Annotated in this window: 19 protein-coding genes; 6 read left to right on the plus strand and 13 right to left on the minus strand. The window is 57.3% G+C overall.

Annotated elements, in window-relative coordinates; all coding sequences use genetic code 11:
- Positions 1 to 75 precede the first annotated feature (75 nt).
- Entirely contained in the window at positions 76 to 3273 is a 3198-nt protein-coding gene (locus tag HPY65_15780) for a PAS domain S-box protein (protein NPU85936.1), read from the minus strand.
- A gap of 230 nt (positions 3274 to 3503) precedes the next feature.
- On the opposite strand from HPY65_15780, the gene HPY65_15785 reads away from it, so the two are divergent.
- From HPY65_15785 to HPY65_15800, 4 genes are all read left to right on the plus strand, one after another.
- Entirely contained in the window at positions 3504 to 4157 is a 654-nt protein-coding gene (locus HPY65_15785) for an SGNH/GDSL hydrolase family protein (protein NPU85937.1), read from the plus strand.
- A gap of 2 nt (positions 4158 to 4159) precedes the next feature.
- Positions 4160 to 4738, plus strand: coding sequence for a DUF4412 domain-containing protein (locus HPY65_15790; protein ID NPU85938.1), 579 nt, complete (start codon positions 4160 to 4162; stop codon positions 4736 to 4738).
- Positions 4739 to 4763: 25 nt separating this feature from the next.
- Complete coding sequence (locus HPY65_15795) at positions 4764 to 5645, plus strand: hypothetical protein (protein ID NPU85939.1); 882 nt, start codon at positions 4764 to 4766, stop codon at positions 5643 to 5645.
- 91 nt (positions 5646 to 5736) lie between these two features.
- Positions 5737 to 7329 carry an acyl--CoA ligase gene (locus tag HPY65_15800; GenBank protein ID NPU85940.1) on the plus strand — a complete coding sequence of 531 codons (1593 nt, stop codon included), beginning with the start codon at positions 5737 to 5739 and terminating at the stop codon, positions 7327 to 7329.
- Between the two features lie 289 nt (positions 7330 to 7618).
- Here HPY65_15800 and HPY65_15805 read toward each other — a convergent pair whose 3' ends face one another.
- The 5 genes from HPY65_15805 to HPY65_15825 all read right to left on the minus strand — a co-directional run bounded on the left by HPY65_15805 (position 7619) and on the right by HPY65_15825 (position 13449).
- Complete coding sequence (locus HPY65_15805; GenBank protein ID NPU85941.1) at positions 7619 to 9313, minus strand: FAD-dependent oxidoreductase; 1695 nt, start codon at positions 9311 to 9313, stop codon at positions 7619 to 7621.
- Between the two features lie 58 nt (positions 9314 to 9371).
- Positions 9372 to 10634, minus strand: a complete 1263-nt coding sequence (locus HPY65_15810) for an MFS transporter (GenBank protein NPU85942.1) — start codon at positions 10632 to 10634, stop codon at positions 9372 to 9374.
- 74 nt (positions 10635 to 10708) lie between these two features.
- Entirely contained in the window at positions 10709 to 11914 is a 1206-nt protein-coding gene (locus HPY65_15815; protein ID NPU85943.1) for an alpha/beta hydrolase, read from the minus strand.
- Between the two features lie 195 nt (positions 11915 to 12109).
- Entirely contained in the window at positions 12110 to 12949 is an 840-nt protein-coding gene (locus HPY65_15820; GenBank protein NPU85944.1) for an N-acyl homoserine lactonase family protein, read from the minus strand.
- 71 nt (positions 12950 to 13020) lie between these two features.
- Entirely contained in the window at positions 13021 to 13449 is a 429-nt protein-coding gene (locus HPY65_15825; protein ID NPU85945.1) for a cupin domain-containing protein, read from the minus strand.
- 272 nt (positions 13450 to 13721) lie between these two features.
- Between HPY65_15825 and HPY65_15830 the strand changes: the two genes are divergently transcribed.
- Complete coding sequence (locus tag HPY65_15830) at positions 13722 to 15101, plus strand: sigma 54-interacting transcriptional regulator (GenBank protein ID NPU85946.1); 1380 nt, start codon at positions 13722 to 13724, stop codon at positions 15099 to 15101.
- Between the two features lie 68 nt (positions 15102 to 15169).
- Here the strand turns inward: HPY65_15830 and HPY65_15835 are convergent, their stop codons facing one another.
- The 3 genes from HPY65_15835 to HPY65_15845 form a co-directional block, all read right to left on the minus strand.
- Complete coding sequence (locus HPY65_15835) at positions 15170 to 15826, minus strand: hypothetical protein (protein NPU85947.1); 657 nt, start codon at positions 15824 to 15826, stop codon at positions 15170 to 15172.
- Positions 15827 to 15902: 76 nt separating this feature from the next.
- A complete protein-coding gene (locus tag HPY65_15840; protein ID NPU85948.1) occupies positions 15903 to 16331 on the minus strand; it encodes a MaoC family dehydratase in 429 nt (142 codons plus the stop codon).
- On the minus strand, positions 16331 to 18970 hold the full coding sequence (locus HPY65_15845; GenBank protein NPU85949.1) for a PAS domain S-box protein: 2640 nt from the start codon (positions 18968 to 18970) through the stop codon (positions 16331 to 16333). The genes HPY65_15840 and HPY65_15845 overlap by 1 nt, the downstream gene beginning before the upstream one ends.
- A gap of 128 nt (positions 18971 to 19098) precedes the next feature.
- On the opposite strand from HPY65_15845, the gene HPY65_15850 reads away from it, so the two are divergent.
- On the plus strand, positions 19099 to 19473 hold the full coding sequence (locus HPY65_15850) for a hypothetical protein (GenBank protein NPU85950.1): 375 nt from the start codon (positions 19099 to 19101) through the stop codon (positions 19471 to 19473).
- Positions 19474 to 19504: 31 nt separating this feature from the next.
- Here the strand turns inward: HPY65_15850 and HPY65_15855 are convergent, their stop codons facing one another.
- From HPY65_15855 to HPY65_15870, 4 genes are read right to left on the minus strand one after another with little or no spacing between them, the layout of a single operon-like run.
- Positions 19505 to 20413 carry a glycyl-radical enzyme activating protein gene (locus HPY65_15855; protein ID NPU85951.1) on the minus strand — a complete coding sequence of 303 codons (909 nt, stop codon included), beginning with the start codon at positions 20411 to 20413 and terminating at the stop codon, positions 19505 to 19507.
- A gap of 18 nt (positions 20414 to 20431) precedes the next feature.
- Entirely contained in the window at positions 20432 to 20875 is a 444-nt protein-coding gene (locus tag HPY65_15860; GenBank protein NPU85952.1) for a hypothetical protein, read from the minus strand.
- A gap of 25 nt (positions 20876 to 20900) precedes the next feature.
- Positions 20901 to 22067: an acyl-CoA dehydrogenase gene (locus HPY65_15865; protein NPU85953.1), complete on the minus strand. Its 1167-nt coding sequence runs from the start codon at positions 22065 to 22067 to the stop codon at positions 20901 to 20903.
- A 42-nt stretch (positions 22068 to 22109) separates the two neighbouring features.
- Positions 22110 to 23477, minus strand: coding sequence for an MmgE/PrpD family protein (locus tag HPY65_15870; protein ID NPU85954.1), 1368 nt, complete (start codon positions 23475 to 23477; stop codon positions 22110 to 22112).
- Between the last annotated feature and the right edge of the window lie 182 nt (positions 23478 to 23659).

Below are 23659 nucleotides of genomic sequence, written 5' to 3' on the forward strand. Positions count from 1 at the left end.
GATGTTGCCCGCTTAACCGCGCACGTTTCAATTTATCTTGTTCACAAGCCATTGGTTCGAACGGACCGGCCTCCCTCAGTCCAGTACCTCCCTTAGCTTGCTGGAGAGTTGCTCGAGATGAAAGGGCTTCTGGAGGAAGCCGTTGCAGCCTCGCTCCATAATGGTTTTGGCTTCCCCGTCGATGCTGTAGCCGCTGGACAGAAGGACCTTGACCTCCGGATCGATCTCCTTGAGGCGATCGAAGGTCTCCCCTCCCGATAAACCCGGCATGATCATGTCCAGGATCACCAGGTCGATCTCTTTTCTTTTCATCGTATAGACGGCAATCGCCTCCTGGCCGCTTCCGACCTTATAAACGCTGTAGCCCAGAGAAGTCAGCAGTTCGCCGGTTACCTCGGCGACCGTCCCTTCGTCATCCACCAGCAGGATCGTCTCCTTTCCTTTCGCGATGGTCCCGGACTCTCTTGCCTCCGTCACAACTTCTTTCTCCGATGCGGGCAGGAGAATCGTGAAGGTCGATCCCAGGCCCGGCTCGCTCTCCACGTGGATCATGCCCCCGTGCCCCTTGACGATTCCATAGACCATCGCCAGTCCGAGGCCCGTTCCCCTTCCCATCGCCTTGGTTGTGAAGAAGGGATCGAAGATCCGCTCCCTCGTCTTGGCATCCATCCCCGTGCCGGTGTCGGTGATCGTGATTTTTACGTATTTTCCGGGAATGACGGACAGGAGCTGTGCGTCCGCCTCGTCCACGATGACGTTTTCCGTTGCCAGAAAGATCTCCCCGCCTCCCGGCATGGCCTGCCAGGCGTTCACGTACAGGTTCATGAAGATCTGCTCCATCTGGCCGCGTTCGGCTTCGACGCTCCACAGCTTCCTGTCATATTTCCGATGGACGGCGATCTCCTTTTTGGTCCGACCGAACATGGAGGAGGTCTTCTTCACGATCTCGTTCATATCGGTGGGCTTCACTTCGTACCGTCCCCCGCGGGCAAAGCCCAGGAGCTGCCGGGTCAGGTCCGTGCCGCTCTGCACCTGCTCCTCGATCCGCTTGAGCCTTTCGTAATGGGGATGGGATGGATCCAGATCCAGGAGCGTCAGTGAGGCGTAGCCCTGGATGCCCATGAGGAGGTTGTTGAAGTCGTGGGCGATGCCGCCGGCCAGCGTGCCGATGGCCTCCATCTTGTCGGCGTGCTGCAGGCGCTCCTCCAGCCTCCGCCTCTCCTCGTCGGCGTTCCGCTGATCGGTGATGTCGATGAGCGAGGCGACGCTCTGTTTCGTCCCCGGGATCAGGCCGACCGTCAGGAGAATATGCTTCACGGAGCCGTCCCTGTGTCGCAGCCGGAATTCGTAGCTTTTTTCCACGTCATCTGAATTCGTCCGCCGCAGCCTGTGTCGGGCGACCATATTCTCCAGGTCTTCCTTCTCGACAAACTCCGTCCATTTCCTATTTCCCTCCACCTCCTCCCGCCGGTAGCCCGTCAGGCCCTCGAAGCGTTTGTTCGCCAGGGAGATGGTCATGTCATCCTCGACGATCAGCATGGTGGCCCCCGTCGTCTCGAAAAAGGCCTGATAGCGGGTTTCCGACTCGCGCAGGGCGTCCTCCGCCTGCTTGCGGTCCGTGATGTCGTTGAAGAAATTCAGGGTGGCTGGCTGACCCAGCCATGAGATCGGCGTCACATGAATCTCGATCCACTTGACCGATCCATTCCCGGCAAGGAGCCTGAAGGTGTATACGCTGGGAACATGCTCATCTTTCATCCTTTTCCTGTATCGCTCCGCGATCATCTTCCGGTCGTCGGGGTGAACATAATCCAGGAAAGGCGTGTCCAGTATTTCTTCCCTGGGGCGGCCGATGATTTCCACGGCGCGGCGATTGATAAAACAATGCCGGCCCTCCTGGGCAATCGAGATGGCCTCCTCCGCGTTCTCCACGACTAAGCGATACTGCTCCTCGTTTTCCCGCAGCGCCTCTTCCATGCGTTTGCGTTCGGTGATGTCGGTGGCCACGCTGAGCACGACGTCCTTCCCCCCCCATTTCGCCGCCTTGGCGATGGCCTCCATGGGAAAGCGCGTGCCGTCCCTGCGGAGATGTTCCACATCAAACCGCGCTTCCCCGGTCGTCATGACCTCCCGAACCCTATCCTCAATAAGGGCTGCGCTCTCCGGCGTGTCGAGCATCTGGACCCTCAGGCCTTCGGACTCCTCCCGGGTATAGCCGTGGAGCTCCAGCAGTCGCTGGTTGGCGTAAAGAAACCTGCCCTCCAGGTCGTGCACGGCGATCGCGAGGGGCGAGAGTTCAAAAAGCTCGGCCAGGATGCGGTACTGCTCCTCGATCTTTTTCCGGTCCGTGATGTCCCGCGTGCTTCCCTGCACCCCGACCGGGTTTCCGTTTTCGTCGAACAGCCAGCAGGCGGTGATCTCGATGTCCTTGACCGACCCGTCCTTGCAGTACTGCTGGATCTCCAGCGTCATGGACCGGGCGCGATCCGCCGGGGACATTGCCAGCTGCGCGGCCAGTTCGGTCATGGCCGGCTCGACGTAGGATTCCACCACGTATTGGTGGAAGGGAATCTCCATGACCTCCTCGGGCGTGTAGCCGCTGAGCGCCTTGACGGAAGGGCTGACATAGGTGAAGCGGCCGTCCAGCGTCATGGTCCAGATCACGTCGGTCGAATTTTCGGCGAGGAGGCGGTACTGCCGCTCGCTATCCCGCAGGGCATCCTCCGCATGCCTCCGGTCGGTGATATCCCGGGCCACGGCCTGAAAGGCGATGGCTTCTCCCTCCTGAAAGAGAAGCTGCGTGTTCTGCCCGAGCCAGAGGTCCCGGCCGTCTTTCCTGACAATGGGGTACTCAAGATACGTGTTGGAGATTTCCTTGACATACTGGATCCCAAAATGACGGGTCACCCTGTCGAGTGCATCCGGCCGGATCAGGGCCGAGAAAGGCATTCCCACGATTTCTTCTTCACTGTATCCGGCAACCCGCAGCGTCTCCGGGTTTATAAAGGTGAAGTATCCCCTGGTATCGGTCCGGAAGACGATGTCGCTTGCATGCTCAACAAGCGTACGGAATCGCTCCTCGCTCTCCCGCAGGGCATTCTCGGCCAGCCGGCGATCTTCATCCGCCTTTTCCAGCTCCCGGATTCGCCGCTTCAGCGCGGCGATTTCCTCTGCCGACTCGTTCTTTTTCCCGTCCAGATGGGTCATGAGAATCCCTTCATTCACCGGATATGCATCGAATCGGCAGTCGCCGTCCTCCATACCCCCGAACAAAAAAAACCCCGTTTCTCCTTCGAAAGAATCGGGGTCTCGGCGATCGATTCATTGGAATCACCGTCTGTATTGGAATGGACCGGAATCTGTCTGTTGCGCCCGTCGCTCCGATGTCTGGAAATCTGCCGCCAGTATAGCGCCCGAATCGCACAAGTCAAGTTCTTTGGCTGGCAACCTATCAATATTATGGTATATTAGCCCATCAGCAACATTGGGAAAGGAGACGGTTCTTGCGCATCCTTGTGCGTGGCGGAAGCATCCCGGCGGGCGTCGGCGTAAAGAAAAGTTACGTGGAGATCCTGAGGCATTGGGGCGCCACCCTTGGGATTGAAGTCCTGAATCGCTCACGCGCCGGCGAGAACTCCTTCGACGCCGTCTCCACGTTCCGGGAGGACATCGAGCCCCTCGGGCCCGACATCCTGATCCTTCACTTCGGCGTGGACGACGCCTTCTTTCCGGTCTACCGATCCGAGTTCAAGGAAAACCTGGTCCGGGTGGTGCACCGGGCCCAGGCGCTCGAACCTCCCCCATCGATCCTCCTCCTGACCTCCCACCTCTGGGACGATCCCTGCGAGATGCAGGCCCTCGGCATCTATTACCGGACCATCCGGGAAGTGGCCGTGGACCTGAGCTGTACGCTGGTTCCCGTCCACACGTTCTGGGCAGGCTACATCGCAGACCACGGGCTGCTTCAGGCCGATCTGGTCCAGAAGGACGCCAGGCTGCCCAATGAACAGGGCCACAAGGTGTTTGCCGGGGCAGTCGCGGCTACGCTGAACTCCCTGTCGGCAGGCCACTGGAAAAAGAACGGATGGAAGTGGACCGCCGGCTTCTCCCATGCTATGAAATGCGTCAGATTCAAAAATAATCATAGTGGAGGATAATCATGAAAAAACGGCTTTTTGTCCTGGCGGCCATGATGATTGCGCTCATTTTCGCGGGGACGGCGCTGGCCATGGAGTTTTCCGCAGACATGGTAAACAAGGGAAAAGGCGGCAAGGGGATGACTTCGAAGGTGTACATGAAGGACAAGAAATTCCGCTGGGAATCGAAGCAGCAGGACACAATCACCATCTCCCGGCAGGACCTGATGAAGACCTGGATCGTCATGCCGAAGCAGAAAACCTATATGGAGATGACCTTCGATCCCTCCAAGGCTCAGGAGCCCCAGGAGAAGATGAAAGGTGAAATCAGCCGGAAACTGGTCGGCTCGGACACGGTCGACGGCCATCCCACGAAAAAGTACGAGATCACTTACAAGGACGGGCAGAGGCAGATGAAGTCCTACCAGTGGCTGGCGACGGACCTGAACCAATTCCCCGTCAAGTCGGCTGCCGTGGACGGAAGCTGGAGCATGGAGTACCGGAACATCCGCATGGGAAGCCAACCGGACAGCCTCTTCGAGCCGCCCGCAGGATTCAAGAAAATGGCCATGCCCGGCATGCCGGCGAGACCGCGCCGATAGAATCGGTATTGAGGGACAGCGCACCATGGAGATCTCATCCCGTCATGTCGGAACCACGCTCAGGACCTATGAGACGGCCGTGACCTGGCGTCAGACGACGAATTATGCCGCCGCGCTGGGCGACGGCAACCCCTGGTATCTCGACGATTCACGGCCCGGTGGCATCGTCGCCCCGCCCATGTTCTCCGTCGCCGTCACCTGGCCGGTAACGGAGCGGATCGCCGAATTCATCGAGTCGGCAAAGTTCCCGAAGGAGATCGTCAACACCCAGGTCCACTACACGGAGCACCTGGCCATCCACCGCCTCGTCCGGCCGGAGGACAGGCTCTCCTTGAGAGGCCGTATCGCGGCGATTCTCCCCCACAAGGCGGGAACGCTTTTCGTCATTCGCTACGACGTGTCCGACGAGGCCGGAAATCCCGTATTCACGGAACACATCGGCGGCATGATGCGGGGCGTCCGGTGCGTCGACGAGGGCCGCGGCGCGGAAACTCTACCCGAGGCACCGTCTTTCGAGGCCATCGGACCGCCCATCTGGGAAGCCTCGGTATTCGTGGACCGAACGGCTCCCTTCGTCTACGACGGCTGCACCAATATTTACTTCCCGATCCACACCTCCGTGGCCTTCGCCCGCGCCGTGGGCCTCCCGGACATTATCCACCAGGGGACGGCAACGCTTGCCCTGGCCGTCCGGGAGGTGACGAACCGCGAGGCGGACGGCAATCCTCATCGGGTAAAGTCCATCTCCTGCCGTTTTACCGGCATGGTGATTCCCGGATCGGAGATCCGGATCCGCCTGATCGGAAGAGCGTCGAAAGGACCCGCCACTCACTGTTTCTTCGAGGTCGAGAACGCCGAGGGAAAACGCGCCATTCGAGACGGGGCCGTCGTCCTCGGCTTGGCCTGATTCTTTCGTTCTGCGGGAACAACATGCCCGGCCGATCCTGCAGCCGGTATCCCTTTCACCCCCTTACCCATCGCCGCCAAAGGAGGGAATCATGGACTGGCAGAAACTGAATCTTACCTGGCATTACGTGGAAAAATGGGCCGCGGAGAAGCCCGGAGCCGAGGCCCTGGTCTTCGGGGACGAGCGCCTCACCTGGGGGGACTTCAAGGCCCGCATGGACGGCATCGCCAAGGCCTTCCTGGCCGCGGGCGTACAGCCCGGAGACCGGGTGGCCCTCCTGTCGGCGGCCCGGAATGAGTTTCTCACGACCTACATGGCAGCGGGAAAGATCGGCGCCATGTGGCTGGGCCTGAACCCGAAGTTCACCCTCGACGAACTGCGCTACCAGGTGGGCGACGCGAAGCCTGCCGTCCTCATGGCCGTCCGCACGTTTCTCGGCAACGACCTGGCCGGGACCATCGAGGCCCTGAAGAACGAGTTCCCGTTCCTGAAGAAGGTCTTCGTCATCGGCGAGCCCGTTCCGGGAACGGAAAACTTCGCGGCCTTCACGTCCCTGCCCCGGCCGGAGCTGGACGCCGCCCTGGCGGAGCGTGCCGCCCGGGTGAAGCAAACCGACGACGCGCTCCTCATGTACACCTCCGGCTCGACGGGCAAGCCCAAGGGCGTCGTCCACACCCACCGGAGCATCGTGGAAAACATCAAAGTGGAGGTGCAGAAGTTTTATGTCGGTGAGGACATGAGGGCCTTGCTCCACTTCCCCATCAACCACGTGGCGGCGGACGTGGAGATCGGCTTCGCCGCCATCCTGGCGGGGGGCTGCACCGTCTTCATGGATTCCTTCGATCCCGTGGGCTCCCTGAAAATGATCGAGAAGGAGAAGATCACCATGTTCGGGCAGCTCCCGGTCATGTTCCTCCTCCAGATGCGGCAGCCCGAGTTCTTCCAGACCGATTTCAGTGCGCTGAAACTCGTCGCCTGGGCCGGCGCCGCGGCCCCGAAGGTCATGCTCGACGTCCTCTCCGGGATCTGCGCCCAGACGGGGGCGATGCTGATCACCGGCTACGGCAGCACGGAGGTCTGCGGGTTCGTCACGTTCACCGAGAAGGGCGATGACATGGAAACCCTCATGAAGACGGCCGGGAAGATCGCACCGCCCTTCGAGCTGAAGATCGTCGACGGCGAGCGCCGGGAGCTTCCCGACGGCCAAGTCGGCGAGATCGCCGTCCGGGGACCCTTCATGTTCAAGGAATACCTGAATAATCCGAAGGCCACGGCGGACGTGCTGGACAGGGACGGCTGGTACTACACGACCGACCTCGCCTGGAAGGACGACCGGGGCTACATCCATATCACCGGCCGCAAGTCGGAGATGTTCAAAACCGGCGGGGAGAACGTCTACCCCCGTGAGATCGAGGAGATCCTGGAGGTCCAGGGAAAGGTCCTCTTCTCCGCCGTCATCGGCGTCCCCGACGAGATCTACCAGGAGGTCGGCTGGGCCTTCGTCATGCCCATGCCGGGCCAGGAAGTCACGGAGGAGGAACTCCGGGAATACTGCAAGGGGAAAATGGCCAACTTCAAGGTCCCGAAAAAGTTCATCATCCGGCCCCTCCTGCCGCTTCTGGCCAACGGAAAGGTGAGCAAGCTGGCGCTGAAGGATGAGATCAAAGAGATGACGAAGGGCTGACGGCCCGCTATAAAGCCGGGGCGCGGGGGCTGTCACGGGAAGCAAGGGGGACAGGTTCATACCTGTCCCCCTTTTATCTGCTCCTAAACTGGTCCCACCAATTTTGCGACAGGGCCGATAGCCAGAGGCAGTTTTGTTATACCGCTATCATTTCGGCCAGGTTCTCTTCCCTGAATCATGGAAGACCTTCCAGGAAAGTCGCCATCGGAAGTTCGTCCCTGGCATCGCTTTCCTGGAGGGTCCTTTCATTGCGGTCGCAGGCACTTTCAATCAGATGCATGCGCTGCCTTCATGATGCGGCTTCATAAGCCCAGCACGAAAAACCGCCATCCATGAATTTGACGTTTGTAAACCCTGAGCACGAAAGAATTCTTTGCGCCTCATAGCTTCTAATGCCTACCTGACACAGCGTGATGATCGTTTTGTCCCTGGGAATTCTCCCGATTTCATTGCGGAGCTGTTCGAGAGGGATATTAACAACATGCGGATCGGTCCATTTCATCGCAGCAAACTCCATTGGAGACCGGACATCCAACAGGATGTAATCTTCACTGTTTTGCATCATGTTCCAGACTTGTTCAGGAGGGGCCGACTCTGCTGTGCCATCCAGCTTATTCCTGGCAATATTTGCCGCCGTAATGAGGCTGTCCATGGCAGCGGAAAAAGGAGGTGCGTAAGCAAGATCATAGGATGATATTTCCTCGATGGAAGCGCGGTTTTTCATGGCGGCAACGACTATATCTGCCCTCTTGGCCACGTCTCCCAACCCTACAATCTGGGAGCCGAAGAGACATCCGGTTTTTCTGTCTACAATCAATTTTATGATGATCTGCTTTGATTCCGGATGAAAATGTGCTCGATCCCGTGACGGGCTTATGACCGTAATGTAATCGTATCCTGCTGCTTTTGCTTCTGTTTCCGTTAAACCCGACCGAGCCATATTGTAATCTTTGAACCGGAAAATAGCGGTGCCCAAAACACCCTCGAACACAGAACTTTTCCCGCAAATGTTGTCCGCAATGATACGCCCGTGCTTATTTGCCGTCGAACCCATCGGGGCATAAACGGCCCTGCCTGTGATCATATTTCTATTTTCAACACAATCACCGCCGGCATAAATCAATGGATCGGAGGTTTGCATATGGCGGTTCACCCGGATGGCCCCCGTCCGGCCAATATCAAGCCCCGCCTTTACCGCAAGAGACGTGTTGGGTCTGACACCGACGGATAGAATGACCATATCTGCGGAAATCTCCCGGCCGCTGGAAATGGCCCCTCTTACACATCCGGAATCGTCTCCCAGGAAAGCTGAGACTCTGCTGTTCAGCATCAACGTGACACCACCCTTTGTAATTTCTTTCTGTAAATTGAAAACCATTTCCCGATCAAATAGAGTCGGCATAAGGGTGTTCTGCATTTCGATGACCGTCACTCGAATGCCCCGTTTTAAAAGGGCATCGGCGACCTCAAGCCCTATCAGTCCCGCTCCCACGATCACAGCACTTTTGATTCCGCTGCCTCTCATAGCCGCTTTGATCATGCGAACATCATCCATTGTCGATAATAAATAGATATTCTTCAGATTCCTGTTCTCTATGTCGGGCATGACCGGCATGCTTCCTGTCGCCAGCACCAAGCGATCGTATGGGATCTCTTTTATTCCGCTCACATAACGGTTTTCCACCAAAACGACTTTACAATCTCGGTCGATATCCTTCACACGGGTGTTCGTGTTGACCTTGACCGCTTTGAACGAATTGAAATAACTCGCATCCCTCACTACGCCGTTTGAGGTGCTCATGAGTTCGCGTTCGCTTCTGACCTCACCTGACAGATAAAACGGCATACCGCAGCCAGCATAGGATACCTCCGCGCCCAATTCAAAAACGTTTACGTCCGCATCCGGATTCAATCTCTTGATGCGTGCGGCCGCCTTTGCACCACAGGCATTTCCGCCTACAATGACGATTTTGTCCCTGCTCATCTTCCAGTTCCTCTGTTTCCCCAATATTTTTTAATGAGTCATTGATGAGTTGACCTATTTATACAACTTTAACTGTCTTCAAGATCCTTAGTGATCGCTCCCGGGTCAATAAGACCAATGACAGGCAGCCTGCTATAAAAACTAATCCTGCAAAAATATAATAAGCATAATCAAAGGACCGGGTATGCTGCAGGATGAAGCCGACCAAGATCGGGGCAATTATCCCGGCCAGTGAACTCCATGCCAACATGATGCCCGTTACTTTTGGTGCGTCGCCACGATTGAAGATTTCCATGGGAAGCGTATAAATGATGCCGTAGGATCCAAAGCAGAAGAAGGTTGCAAGAGAAAAACCCCACAAGCAGTTACTTAAGGAAGATGCGATAACCCCATAAATAGTGAAAGGAACGGCCATAAACAGAGTGAGTGCGAGCCAAAGACTTCGGTCCTTACCGAAACGATCTGACAACCATCCCATAACGAAGAGTCCTGCAGTGGCACTAATCATTGGAATTGCAGCATATAGACCGGATGACATGAGATTGGAACCGCGGGCTATGCTGAAATACGTGGGAAGCCAATTGAGATTTCCCCACAAATACATGGCTGCTGCGAAGTATAGGATGTTCAGAACCCACACCCATGGATTCATCATAAGTTCTTTCATGGTAGAACCGGCTTCATCATCTATGTTGTTGCCATCGTGTAACCGTTGGGCATCTTTGATGCTTCTCAGCTCTGCCGGTGAGACTTTGGGGTGATCTTCCGGTCGGTCCCGTACAATCTTCCAGGAAAGCACAGCGACGACCAAGCCAAGAACCGCAAATACGAGAAATACGCTCCGCCAGCCATAGGTGCTGATAACAGCCGCGCTAGCCACGTTTCCCAGCAAAACACCAACGGGAATAGCCGCCAGCCACATGGCCTGTGCAATCCCCCTCTCCCTGGGGGGCATCCATAGATTGACGAGATTAGCATTGGCAGAAAACATGGGTCCTTCACACATGCCGAACAAGATACGAATGACAAGCAGGCTCGCAAATGACCAGGCGATGCCGGTCAGGCCGGTCATAACGGACCACAGAACAATTATGCATGTTAACAATGCACGGGAAGAGAACCGCTGTACTATGAAGCCGGCCGGAAAACTGAGTATCGTATAGCCAATGGTGAATCCTGCCATCACGATTCCGAGTTGTGTCGGTGTGATGCCAAACTCAGCCATAATCATGGGCGCTGCCACTGCGAGATTCACTCGATCGAAAAATGAAACGAGTACGACGATAAACAACCATATGAGCATCAGGAAACGGAATTTCATTTGTTCATATCCCCTTAAGATGTGATCTTTAACTGCCGGTCTAGAGTCATCTGATTCATGCAGTTACCGAAGAGTTACATGATCCACCACAATGGCCATCCATTCCCCCTATGCCACTTACCATCCTTGTCGATGTAAAACCGGTCGTCCATGTTGGGGTCGTACCGACCGCCCAATTTCTCAAGGATCCACTCGGACGCAAGACTGAAGAATTCGCTGGCCACGCCTCCCAGCGGATGAAATTCGTTTTCCCAGACCCACAGCTCCTTTGGGCAGGGAGCGGATTCGTACATCATCAGTCCCCTTTCCAGGGGATCGAGTTCGTCAAACTCTCCAACGGACATGAGATAGGGACATTTGATTTTCGGGATAAGATCGACCAGGCTCATACCGTTCGTAAATTTCTCGTCAAACTCCGCCTCGCTCTCGATTCCGGACATGAACATGAAGTTGATTTTATAGCTTGGCTGGGCGATGTTGAAGAGAACGTCTTTCGGACCGTAACATCCCAGACCCGTCGCACACGCCTTCAGGCGGGGCTCATGGGAGGCGATCCGCGATCCCCAGTAGGATCCCATGCTCACACCCATGGCGGCTATCTTTTCGCTGTCGATTTCCGGACGCTCGACAAGATAATCGACAACGGCGGATGCCGCTTTTTCATAATTGTCGATTGTTACCTTCAGACCGTGGAGAAGGGTTTCACCCTGCCCCGGTCCGTCAATCGCCATGACGGCCACGCCGCGGGAGACATAGTATCGCTTTGCAATTACGTGCCATTCCTCCTTGACCATATCCATTCCGGGAACGAGCAGAACACACGGCACCTTTCCCGATTTCGCCGGCAGATGAAGAATCGCGTAGACTTTCTTGCCTTCAAAAGGGATTTCCACTCTTTCGATGGGTGTAGGGCTGAGCTGCATGACTTTCTGATAGCAGCCGACCCCTTTGGTATGGAGCGCCGTCTTGCGCGGATCGTCCCGGAAATAGGTATATTGGGCTCTCAGATAAAGATAGGCGGCCCGCTGATAAAGCTCGGAAGCCGATAACTGATACCCTCTCTCCTCGGCGTTCATCGCCCTTGTCTCGTTTTCGCCGGCAACCATCGTCAAATATTTCGTGCTCATGGCCCCCGTTTTCATCTGCTCGATGATTTTGAGCATATCCGCGTGATTATAGCCGAGCGCTTCTGCAAAGCTCTGCGATCCGGGATGCTGCACATCAAACCCGACCATTCCCATCAACGTCTGCAAAACCCAGAGTTGTCCCTTCCGGTCCATTTCATTCTTCCTTTCTGTTGACTGGCGAAACTCTTTTGGATTGCTCAACCTGCCGGAGAAGATCTCTCCCTCCCCGGCAGGTTGTTCGGAATTTCATGATCCACAGGCTGTCTAAAAAAGCTTCCATGCCCTCCATGAATGCCGTCCCCCTCATTGCCGTTCATGTAGGACATGTTCCCAACGGCAATTCTCAGTCTATATGCCCGTGAAAATCAGGGACGGTTCGTGTCCCGGGATGACAAATCCCGGTTCGTAACGCGATGCGATGGCCTTGACCTTGTTGATGCCGGCATAGAAGGAGAACAAATCGTAAATCACGAGGTGCGGAACAGCCGGACCGATCGTTTTCGGCGCAGGCGGAATGGGATGCGATTTGCCTTTCATATCTACAAGTTCTGTCGTACCGGGAAAGGCCATGAAGTTCGTCAGGGCAATATCGCCCAGCAGCGCAACCGTTCCTTTTTTCGTGTTCACCGCAATCACCTGATTGCCGAGAGAATGTCCGCCCGGTACCTTATAGGCGGTGATGCCGTCTTCGAGCTGAAAATCGCCGTCCAGCATGATCTTGTTCACGTCCGGCTTTTTAAAAAAGTCGATCATGCTCAAGTCATAGTCGCCCCTTGCAAGCTGTTGTGGAATCGGATGGAGCATATTCCACCATTCATCCTTCTGGAAAATGAAGCGGGCATCGGGAAACAAATGACAATTCCCTGCATGATCGTTGTGGAGATGCGTAAGAATGACGGTGTCGATGTCTTTTGGCGTAAGATTCTCCTTTTCCAGCCCTTTTTGAACCAGGACTGCTCCGCCTTCGGCGGGCAGAGCACCCCACGCCTTGCCGTCGACAATGAAACCATCGTTAATACCGGTATCTACGAGGATATTCCGCCCCCCGGACTGGAGCAGGAAGCCGAGATAGGGCCCTTCAAGATCGATGTCCATGTCCCCCAGTGGAGGCATTCCCGCCGGCCACATCATTGAAAGCCTTGCCTTTATACTTCCAAAATAGAGAACCTTGATCGTCCATGTTTTCATTTTTTCATCTCCTTAAGTCAGCACACGATGCTGAATTCCTTTAATTTCAGATGCAGAGACCGATGCGACTTTCAACCACATCCGCCCGTCATGGCTTTCGGCACTTCGGGAACGCAATCTTCACCACCGCCGGGGCAATCAATGATGCAGTAAAGTTCTACAGGTTTGTCCCCTTTGACCGTTCCCCGATGGGGTTCATTGGCGTAAAAATAGACCGTATCCCCGGGTCCTGCCTCTACCGTCTCCCCTTCTCCGTTCTGAAAAATCATGGTTCCGGAAATGATGCACGGCGACTGAATATAGTTGTGGCTGTGGAATGGGATCATCTCGATCGGAATACCTGGCTGCAGCGTGTATTTCCTCAAGGCATATGAATGACGGTACCGTTCGTCGCCGACCTCATTGCTGATGATCCACTGAATCACCATGAAATTATCCGGCGCACCAAACGGCTTTCCGACATCTATTTTCTCAACATCATTGATCTTTCTCAGGATCATGGTCTTCCTCCTTCTTTCATGATTAGTAACTTGTTTTTGTTCATGTTTACCCAAGAACTGCGCGCGCAATTGAGAGGCGGTTTGCAACGAGTGTGCCCCAAGCCGACATGGAATGTAACTATACGAATCTTCAAAGCATGTTCCGAGCACAAAACGTGTTTTCCGGGAATGCACGTACAATCCGCTTGCGATACGTCCTGTTATGTTCTAATGTGTAACAGGTCAGGCGATACACAGGACACAATCAGGGGGGACAATGGCTGATGGGAAACATGGAAATGGCACACGATCTTCTGATCAAAATGCCGGAGATCCTGGATCATATTTCCGATGTCGTTGTAATTTTCGATCCGGAGGCCCATGTTCTGTGGTTGAATAAGGGCATCTGCGAAGCCATGAAATTTACGCGAAGTGAGATCATCGGAAAAACGCAGAAACAACTCGTTGAGGAGGGCTATATTCGAGGCAGCGTTGTTTATGCCGCCATCAGGGAAAGAAAAGAGGTGTCCGGTATCGTCTATGCCAAGGACGGCACGGAGGTCATGACCCGATGCAAACCCATCTTCGATGACAAGGACAATCTCCTTTTTGTTGTAGGGACATCGACTAATATCCAGGAATTAAATGCGTTACGCGTAAACCTGGAAAAAGAGAGGCGTCAGAACAAAAAATACAAAAGAGAGATCGAGCATCTCAGAAAAATGCTCCTGCTTGATAAAGATAATATTTTTGACAGCACGGAGATGAAGACGCTTCTGGAAGTTTTGCTCAAAGTGGCACCGTTTGACTACACCGTGTTAATTACAGGTGAATCGGGCGTGGGCAAGGAGGTGGTCGCCAAGACGATTCACCTCAACAGTTCCCGCCGAAACGAATCCTTCACCCCCGTCTCCATTCCCGCGATTCCTGCAAACCTTCTCGAATCCGAACTCTTCGGCTATGAGGGAGGCACGTTTACCGGATCTCTCCGCGAAGGCAAAATGGGGCTGTTTGAAGTTGCCCATGGTGGTACTCTTTTTCTCGACGAGGTTGGGGACATTCCTCAGGATATTCAGGTGAAAATTCTCCGTGCAATCGAGTCAAATGAAATCCGCAGGATCGGCAGTACTCAGACGATCAAGCTGGATGTTCGAATAATCGCCGCAACGAATCGCCCGCTCGATCAAATGATTAAAAAAGGACTCTTCCGAGAGGACTTGTATTATCGACTCAGTGTCGTGCCGATCCATATAAAGCCTCTCCGCGAAAGGATGGAGGACATTTACCCCTTGTGTCACCATTTTCTTGATGAAATTAATAAGAAGTATAACCTGAACAAGACCATCTCCAAAGATGCGATGGATATCATGAAACAACATCAATGGCCGGGAAATGTTCGAGAACTGAAGCATGTTGTGGAAAGATTGTCCGTCCTGTCGAATGGTGACCTGATCATTCCTGAAGACGTCATGAACGTTCTATCCGTAACAAACACGGAACAGAGCGATCATCAACCGACAAACGCGATCGCTCCTTTAAAGGACTTCGAATCGTTCGAAAAGCTGAAAATACTCGATGCTCTTAAACATGCCGGCGGCAACAAGAAAAAAGCCGCCGCGATGTTAGGTATGACACGAACAAAATTTTATAGACGTCTGGCAAAATACTCTTGAACAGGATCAGATCCATTTGTGCCGGTCCCATTTTGCAGCGGGGGGCGGATTTCATACGGCCCCCGTTGTTATTTATCCGGTCCCACCCACGGAGCCGCGGGGCCGATGACCAGGAAGGGGGCCGGGTTGATCGAGCCGCCGCCGAGCGCCATGTACCCCATACCCAGCAGGAGGTTGTCGTTGATCCTTCTCAACTCGTCGTGCATGGAATGAACGGCCCCCGAGTTATACGGGCTGTAGTCGAGATGGAAGGAATCCTTCCCGTCAATAGGCGATTTCCCGACATACGTGTTCATCTTCCTGGTTCGTGCAATCGCTTCTTTCCCGTCCTTTCCCTTGCCTGAAAAGAGATTGTAGCCCCATCCCCTCTCTTTTTCAGCGGGGAGGAACGCCTTCCCCACCCATCTCCCGGGGCCGAAGAAGTTGTGCGTGTAGAAGTCGGCGGATGCGGCCAGGATGCCCACCGGGAGCGTTTTCGCGCCGTATTCGCCCATCACGTCCTCGAATTTCGGTGCCGGGGCGGCGTAAAAAAGCTGGAAGACGGCCGCCTTGTCGAGCTTCTCGATGTCTTTGTCCGTGGCCTTGGCGGGATCGACCCCGAGGATCTGTTCCATGGTCTGCCCCTTGTAGGGTCCGCCTTTCTGCCAGATGTTGATTCCGGTCAGGGCAAGCTGGATGACGACCAGGGCGAGAATGAGTACGAGAACCGTTTTCAATGCTTTCACGAGATGTCCTCCAACAGGTTATGGGTCGCAATCACAAGGGAGACGGATCGACATCGGTTCCCCTCGCGATCGCTCGTCATTTTCTGATCATCAGGTTGCAGACGATGGTCTGGACGGTCTCGTCCCGCTGGTTCAGCGTGGCGATCTTCATGCGGACGATGCCGCGGTCCGGGTGGGACCGGTGGGGCCTGGTCTCGATGACCTCCGCCAGCGCCCGCAGCGTATCGCCGGGACGGACGGGCAGGAGCCACCGGAGCTCGTCGAAGCCCGGCGATCCCAGGTTGTTCTTGAGGACGCCCGTCATGAGGCAGAGCCGGAACGTCACCGCGATCGTATGGATGCCGCTGGCGATGAGCCCTCCATAAATCGACTTCTTCGCCGCTTCCGCATCCATGTGAAAGGCCTGGGAATCGAAATGAAGGGCGAAATCGATGATGGCGCTCTCCGTCATCGTCAATCCGGGCGATTCGAAGCGATCCCCGACATGAAAATCGTCGAACCGCATCAGGAGAGAACCTCCCGTATCTTTCCGGACAGCATCTGCAGGGAATAGGGCTTGTTGATAAACCCCTTGCACCCCCGGCCGAGAATCTGCCTCGCCTCCCCGTCAATGCTGTAGCCGCTGGAGAGAATGACCCGGACCCCGGGATCCATGGCCTTGAGCTGGTCGAACGTCTCGCCGCCGCCCATTTTGGGCATGACCATGTCCAGGAGAACGAGGTCGATTTCATCTTTGCGGCCGGAGAAAACGTCCAGCGCCTCTTTCCCGCTTCTGGCGACAATGACCTGGTAGCCGAGGTGTTCCAGCATCTCCCTGGCAACCGCAGCAACGACCTCTTCGTCGTCCACGATGAGAATCGTCTCGCTCCCCTTTTTCATCTCTTCCTTCATGACTTCCTCTTCCTCCTTTGACACCTCGATGTCGGAAGCGGGGAAATAGATGTGAAAACTGGTGCCTTGCCCTTTTTCACTGTACACCTGGATCGCGCCGCCGTGGCCGGCAACGATGCCGTAAACGGTGGCCAGCCCCAGTCCCGTGCCCCGCCCCATCTCTTTCGTTGTGAAGAAGGGTTCGAAGATCCTCTCTTTTGTCTTGTTGTCCATCCCCAGGCCCGTGTCGGTTACGCCGATCCGGACGTACCGTCCGGCGGGAAGATCGCTGGCCAGCGCCTCTTCACCGGCGAGGGAGATGTTGTATGTATGCAGATAAAGACTGCCTCCGCCTGGCATGGCCTGCCAGGCATTGACGTAGAGGTTCATGAGAACCTGCTCGACCTGGCTCCGGTCCACACTGGTCGCCCAGAGGTCTTTCTGCAGGCGGGTGTGGATGGTGATCTCCTTTTTGGTGCGCCCGAACATGGTGGAGGTTTTGCGGATGACGTCGTTCAGGTCCGTCGGCCGGACGTCGAGCTTCCCGCCCCTGGCGAATCCGAGAAGCTGCCTTGTCAGATCGGCGCCGCTTCTTACCTGCTCCTCGATCCCCATCACCCGTTCCCGCACCGGATTTCCTTCGTCGAGTTCTCGCAGAATCAGGGATGCATAACCCTGGATGCCCATGAGCAGGTTGTTGAAGTCATGGGCGATGCCGCCCGCCAGGGTTCCGATGGCCTCCATTTTCTGCGCGTTGAGCAGCCGGCTCTCCAGCCTCTTCCTTTCCGTGACGTCCCGGAGGAACGACAGGACCGCCGGCCTCCCCTGCCAGTTCATCTTCACGGAATTGATCTGGGCGTTCATCTCCTCGCCGCTTTTGTTGATGACCCGGAATTCATACGTATTGGACAGCTCCTCCCCCTTCAGCCTCCGGGCGTAACGCTCAAAGACCATATTTCGATCGTCGGGGTGGATGAAGTCGGTGAACGGCCGGCTGGCGAGCTCTTCCGCCGTGTATCCCATGTATTCAATGGTTCGTTTATTCACGAACCGCAAGATCCCGTCCTGGGCGATGAGAATCGCATCGCTGGCGTTTTCCACGAGGAGGCGGTATTCCTCCTCCGATTGTCTCAGCGCCTGCTCGATCTTTTTCCGTTCCGTCACGTCCGTGACGATCTCCACTCCGCCGACGATGCACCCTTCTTCGTCACGCACGGGATATCCCCGTAGAATCCAGCTTTTCTCATAGGATGACAGTTCTACGTTTTCATGCGGTTCCCCCGTCTCCATGGCTTTCCGGACCGGACAGAAGGAGCACGGCTCCTGCCGGCCATGCAACGTGTAGCAGAAGGTTCTCTCAAAATCGCTGGGAGTGAAGCGGAACGCATCGTACATGCCCTTGTTTGCCCAGATCACCCTCATCTCCCTGTCCACGTAGACGACGATTTCCGTCATCGTGTCCAGGATGATGGCTTTTTCGCGCTCCGAAGACCGGAGTCTCTCCTCTGTCTTCTTCCGTTCCGTGTTGTCCCGGACCATGCTGAGGAGAACCTTCTGCGACCCGATCTCTGCACCCCGTGAGCTGACTTCCACGGGAAAGTGCGTGCCGTCCTTCCGCCGGTGAACCGTCTCGAAGAGGATCCCCTCCCGTTCCGCCTGGGTCATCTGGTCCCGGATCATCTCAGGTGGATCTTCCTTGCGCAGATCCATGATGGTCATGGACAGCAGCTCTTCCCGTGCGTAGCCGTACGCCGTCTCTGCAGCCCGGTTCGCCTCCAGGATCCTGCCGTCCGTCTGCCGGACGAACATGAGGATATCCCTGGCGTTCTCACTGAGAAGGCCGTAGCGCTGGAGGATCTCGTCCCTCTCTTTCCTGCCGGTGATGTCCGTGACGACGCCCTCGTAATACAGGACCTTTCCGTCATCATCCCGGATGCATCGCGCGTTGCATGAGACCCATCTGATCTTCCGGTCCCGCCGGCAGATCCTCGTTTCGAAATTCACGCCCCCGTCGGATTTCTCGGTGGCCTCCAGATATTCCCGTCTTTGATCGGGGTCGACATAGTGCTGCTCCGCGATATCCGTGACGGTCCGTTTCATTTCCTCCGGAGAGTCGTATCCGAAGATCCCCGCCATGGCGGGATTGATGAGCAGGTATCGGCCGTCCTTTGTTGATCGGAAAAAACCCTCCAGGGCGTTTTCAAAAAACTGCCGGTAGGCGCTGTCATTCTCTTGTGATTCTGATGGTTTTGCTGGAAGATTGTCGTTATCCATTTCTGCTCCGTTGAAATCCTGATCGATTTCTATATCGGAAACATCCCCCGCCGTCAAACGCACCCTGACGGCATTCCCAAAGCGTCGGATTCATGGTAAGAATCAAGAAAAAAGAGGAAGGATTGCCCATGAAAAGCGTTTTCACGATGATCCCGGCCGTTCTTTTTGTTCTGCTCATGGCGGCCCCGCCCTGTCAGGGACTGACGGCCGACCAGGTCTTGAAGCTGAAGAAGGCGGGCGTCAGCGACAGGACGATCCAGCTCATGATCGAGCAGGAACGGGACGCCAAAGAGAGCCCGTACGATACGATGGGGGTCCGGGAAGTAAAGGACAAAGACGGCAACGTCGTGGTCGTCCATTCGACAGGCCGCTCGAAGATCGACCCCAACGAGGAGGAACGGAAGAGAGTGGAAAAAGCCTGGGACATCCTCCGGAACATCGTCGTCGACGACCGGAGGAGAGAGCCGGCGGCGCCATCCTCGACGGGTTCGACTTCCCCGTGACGGCCCCCGCCCGCGCCCCGGGCTTCTGAATTCAGCGCCCGACCGAAGAGGCAACGCCCTCCGCTTCGATGGCGCGCCGGAGGCGGGCAAGATGTCTTTCCGGCGGCACGTTCCCGCGAAAGGGACTCTTTCCGGCGCCGATCCGGAGCCTCTTTTCCCGGCCCCCCGCATGATACGGAAGCAGGCTGATCTTCTCGACGCCCAGACGGCGCGCCAGCGTCGCAATTTCCCGGATCTCCTCCACTGTGTCGTTCACGCCCGCCACGAGGGGGATCCGGAACCAGGTCCGGACGCTCCGTGCGACGAGCTTCGCGTTTTCGAGGATGAGGCTGTTCCCGACGCCGGTGTATTTCCGGTGCCTCTCGTCGTCCAATGCCTTGATATCATACAGGACCAGATCGGCATACCGAATCGCCGCCAGAAGGATATCGGGATCGGCATACCCGCATGTATCCAGCGCCGTGTGCAGGCCCCTTTCCTTGCAGCGCTCCAGCAGGCGGACGGCGAATTCGGGCTGCAGGAGGGGCTCCCCGCCGGAAAGGGTCACGCCACCGCCGGATGTTTCATAGAAGGAGCGATCCCTCTCCACTTCATTCACGATCTCTGCGATCGTCGCCTCCCGGCCGGCAATGGAGAGAGCCCCGGTCTCGCAGGCGGCAACACAGCGGAGGCATTGCGTACACTTCTTCCAGAAAATGCGGCGGCGCCCGTCCTTCGTCAGCCGGACGGCCCGTTCGGGACAGGCCGGGAGACATCGTCCGCAGGCCGTGCATCGGTTGTTCCTCATCATCAACTGGGGCCGAGTGTCCTGCGACTCCGGATTGGCACACCAGGCGCAGCGGAGGGGGCACCCCTTGAAGAACACCGTCGTCCGGATCCCCGGCCCGTCGTGGACGCTGAACCGCTGGATATCGAAGATCGTCCCCTTTTCGCCCAGCATCCCGCCCCCGACCGCGTCTTAGCCCTTCCTGGCGATGACAAGATTGTCGTACCCCAGTTCCTTCAGGATCACGGGGAACATCTGGAAGGCAGGCTTCACGACGGGCAGGAGCTTCAGCATGGCGGTGATCTTGCCGCCCTGTTTGACCTTGCCCCTGGTGACCGCGGCGACGGGATTTTCCAGGCCGTGCCAGAAGCTGTGGGAGAAGTCCGCCGCCTGCTTCGACCAGACGTCCTCCTGAAGCTCGCAGGGACCGAGGCGGTAGGATCCGTAATAGCCGGGCTTATCCGGCGGATTCTTCAGGTCGATGGTGATCTCCGAATCCGGGTCCGTGTAAATGAAGCGGATGATGATCCCCGCTTTCGCCATTTTGGAGCCGATTTTCTCGTCCGTCAGGACCCGATCCATGAAATATCCATAGATTTCATAGAGATGGTCTGCATTGCGATAGTAAATCCCCATGTTTCCCCCCTTTCGGTCTTTCCCGCTATTTTCCCCGGCGCTGGTCGAAGCGCCGGCCGTACAGCACACTGGCCAGGGTGATGCGGAGCATCTGCACGGTGCCTCCGGCCACGCCCCAGGCCCGGGCGTCCCGGAGCATCCGCTCGACTGGGAATTCCTTGCTGTAGCCATAACCGCCGAAGACCTGCATGGCCGTGTTCGTCACCTCGATCACCATCTCGTTGGCGAAGCACTTGGCCATGGAGGCATCGTAGATGGAGGGAAGTCCCTGCCCCGCCCCGGAAGCGGCCCGATAGACCAGGAGCCTCGCCGCCTCCAGCTTCATGGCCATGTCGACGGTCATGAACTGGATCGCCTGGAATTCGCAGATGGGCCTCCCGAAGGCCTGGCGGGCCTGGGCGTAGGCGATGGCCTCCCGCAGGGCTCCCCCCGCCGTCCCGAGGCACATGGCCGCGTTTCCGCACCGCTCGATGTCGAAGGTCCACATGAGCCTGCTGAAGTCGCCTTCCTTGATGACCACGTTCTCCTTCGGGACCCGGACGTCCTCGAAGATCAGCTCGCAGGACGGCATGCCCCGGAGGCCGAGGAATTCCTCCTGTTTCCCGAAGGTGAAGCCGGGCGCGCCCTTTTCCACGAGGAGGCCGCCGATGCCCTTGTAGCCCGTCGTCTCCCCGAAGCGGGTGTAGACCATGTAGTGGCTGGCATGGCCGCCGCCGGTGATGAAGATCTTGCGTCCGTTGAGAATGTACGAGTCCCCGTCCTCCACGGCCTTCGTCGAGAGGGCCGTCAGGTCCGAGCCCGCCTCCGGCTCGGTCATGCAGACGGAGACGCTCCGCTCCCCCCGGCAGACCCCCGGGATGATCGCCTTCTTCTGCTCCTCCGTCCCGAACAGGTCGATCACCCGGACGGGTCCCACGTTGGACTCGAAGACGGGCGCCGCGATCATGGGGCTGAACTTGGCCAGTTCCTCGATGGCCAGGATGGCGTTGATCGCCGGTTGACCACCGCCGCCGAAGGCCGGCGACAGGGTCATCCCCAGCAGTCCCATTTCGGCGTATTTCGCCATCAGGTCATAGGGAAACTCGCCCGTCCGGTCGATCTCCGCGGCGCGTTCCCGGAACTTCTCCCGCTCCCCCATGGTCCGGAGGGTGTCCAGAAGCATCTTCTGTTCCTCGTTCAAGGAAAAATCCATTGTTTCCGCTCCTTGCATCCGTTATGCGATGCGCCTTTCCCGTCAGATCAGGCCGATCAGCTCCCGGACGTCCGGGAGGCGCTCCAGGTTGAGGATCATGTCGATGATCCGTTCGATTTTATTCCGGTCCCGGCAGCCCGCAAACCAGCGGACCTTGTCCGCCAGGTCCGCCGCCTCCATGGGATCCCGCGGATCCCCTTTGGGAATGTCCGTCTGCCGCACCAGCCTTCGGCCGTCCCTGAGGACGATCTCCACGCGGCTGGAGGTCTTCTCCGGGTAAACCTTGTTCAGTTCCTCGTCCATCCGGACGGTGACCTTTTTCGACAGTTCCAGGAGTGCCGGATCTGCCATCCGCCTTTCCGTGAGCTGCCTGGGCCCCAGTTCCCCGTCGAGGATGCAGACGGCGACGACGTAGGGGATGGAGAATTGGGCGCTCACGAAGGTATCTCCCGCTGCAATTCCCTTCCCGACGGCGATGGCGGCCATCCCGTAGGTGAAGACCTCCACGGTAACGATGTCCGGTAGATCCGGCGACTCCTCCTTCATGAGCGAGAGCACCGCCTGTGCGGCTCCGTGGGTATGGCGACAGGCCGTGTAGGGCTTGAAGTAGATGTCACTGATCGTGTAGTGCTCCCCGAGCCCTTCCGTCAGCTTCTCGAACTTCGGCTCCGCCCGGGTGGTGATCTGGGTGAACCCGCCCTTCAGTTCCGACCCCTCCAAGACCTGACGGTCCCCGGTGATTCCCGCGCCGGCCAGCCCCGCCGCCATCAGCCCCGCCAGAGCGGCCTGGCCTCCCTGGACGATCTTGACGGTGAAGCCGCCCATGAGCTGCTGCGCCATGGAGACGGGCGCCAGGTAACCGGCGCATCCCAGGGCGTTCAGCATTCCCGCCGCGTCGCACCCCCTCAGCCGGGCGGCCGCCGCAGCCGCCCCGAAGGTCCCGCAGGTCCCGGTAGGCAGGAATCCCCCCAGGGTATGCCAGGGGTGCATCGCCGCCGCCGGACGGTCCGCCGCCTCGTACCCGGCGACGACGGCCTCGATGGCCGCCCTTCCTCCCAACCCCATGTCTTCGGCCACGGCCATGGCGGCCGGGATCACCGCCGTTCCGGGATGGTTTCCCCCGAAGCGCAGCCCGTCCTGGGCCTCGATGGCCTCCGCCGTCGTCCCGTTCAGAAAGGCCGCATGGTGAAGATCCGTCCGGAAGCCGCAGCCCAGAACGGTTGCTCGCTCCGGCCCGCCCAGGGAGCGGACGTATTCCACCGCGGCGGCAACGGCGTCCAGTTCCAGGGAGCCGTAGACGTTGGCGACATAGTCCAGGATGCACAGCTTGGCCTTGTGGACGACCTCCGGGGGCAGCGCGTCGAAGGTAATCCCCGCCAGGAACGCCGCCAGCTTCTCCGTATGATCCATAAGCGCCCTCCTCCTCGGGTCCGGTCACGAAAACAGGTCAAATTTTTGATCACCGACCGCCGGCATTGCGATTTCCGGCTGTTCAAAAGGGGTTGGATGCAAGGCTCCCGAAGTCCCCGAGCCGCGAGGCGTACTTTTCCGTACGTCGAGCGGCGAGGGACGAGGGGAACGCAGCAGACGAC

Source organism: Syntrophaceae bacterium, assembly GCA_013177825.1.
In the GTDB taxonomy this organism is placed as follows: domain Bacteria; phylum Desulfobacterota; class Syntrophia; order Syntrophales; family PHBD01; genus PHBD01.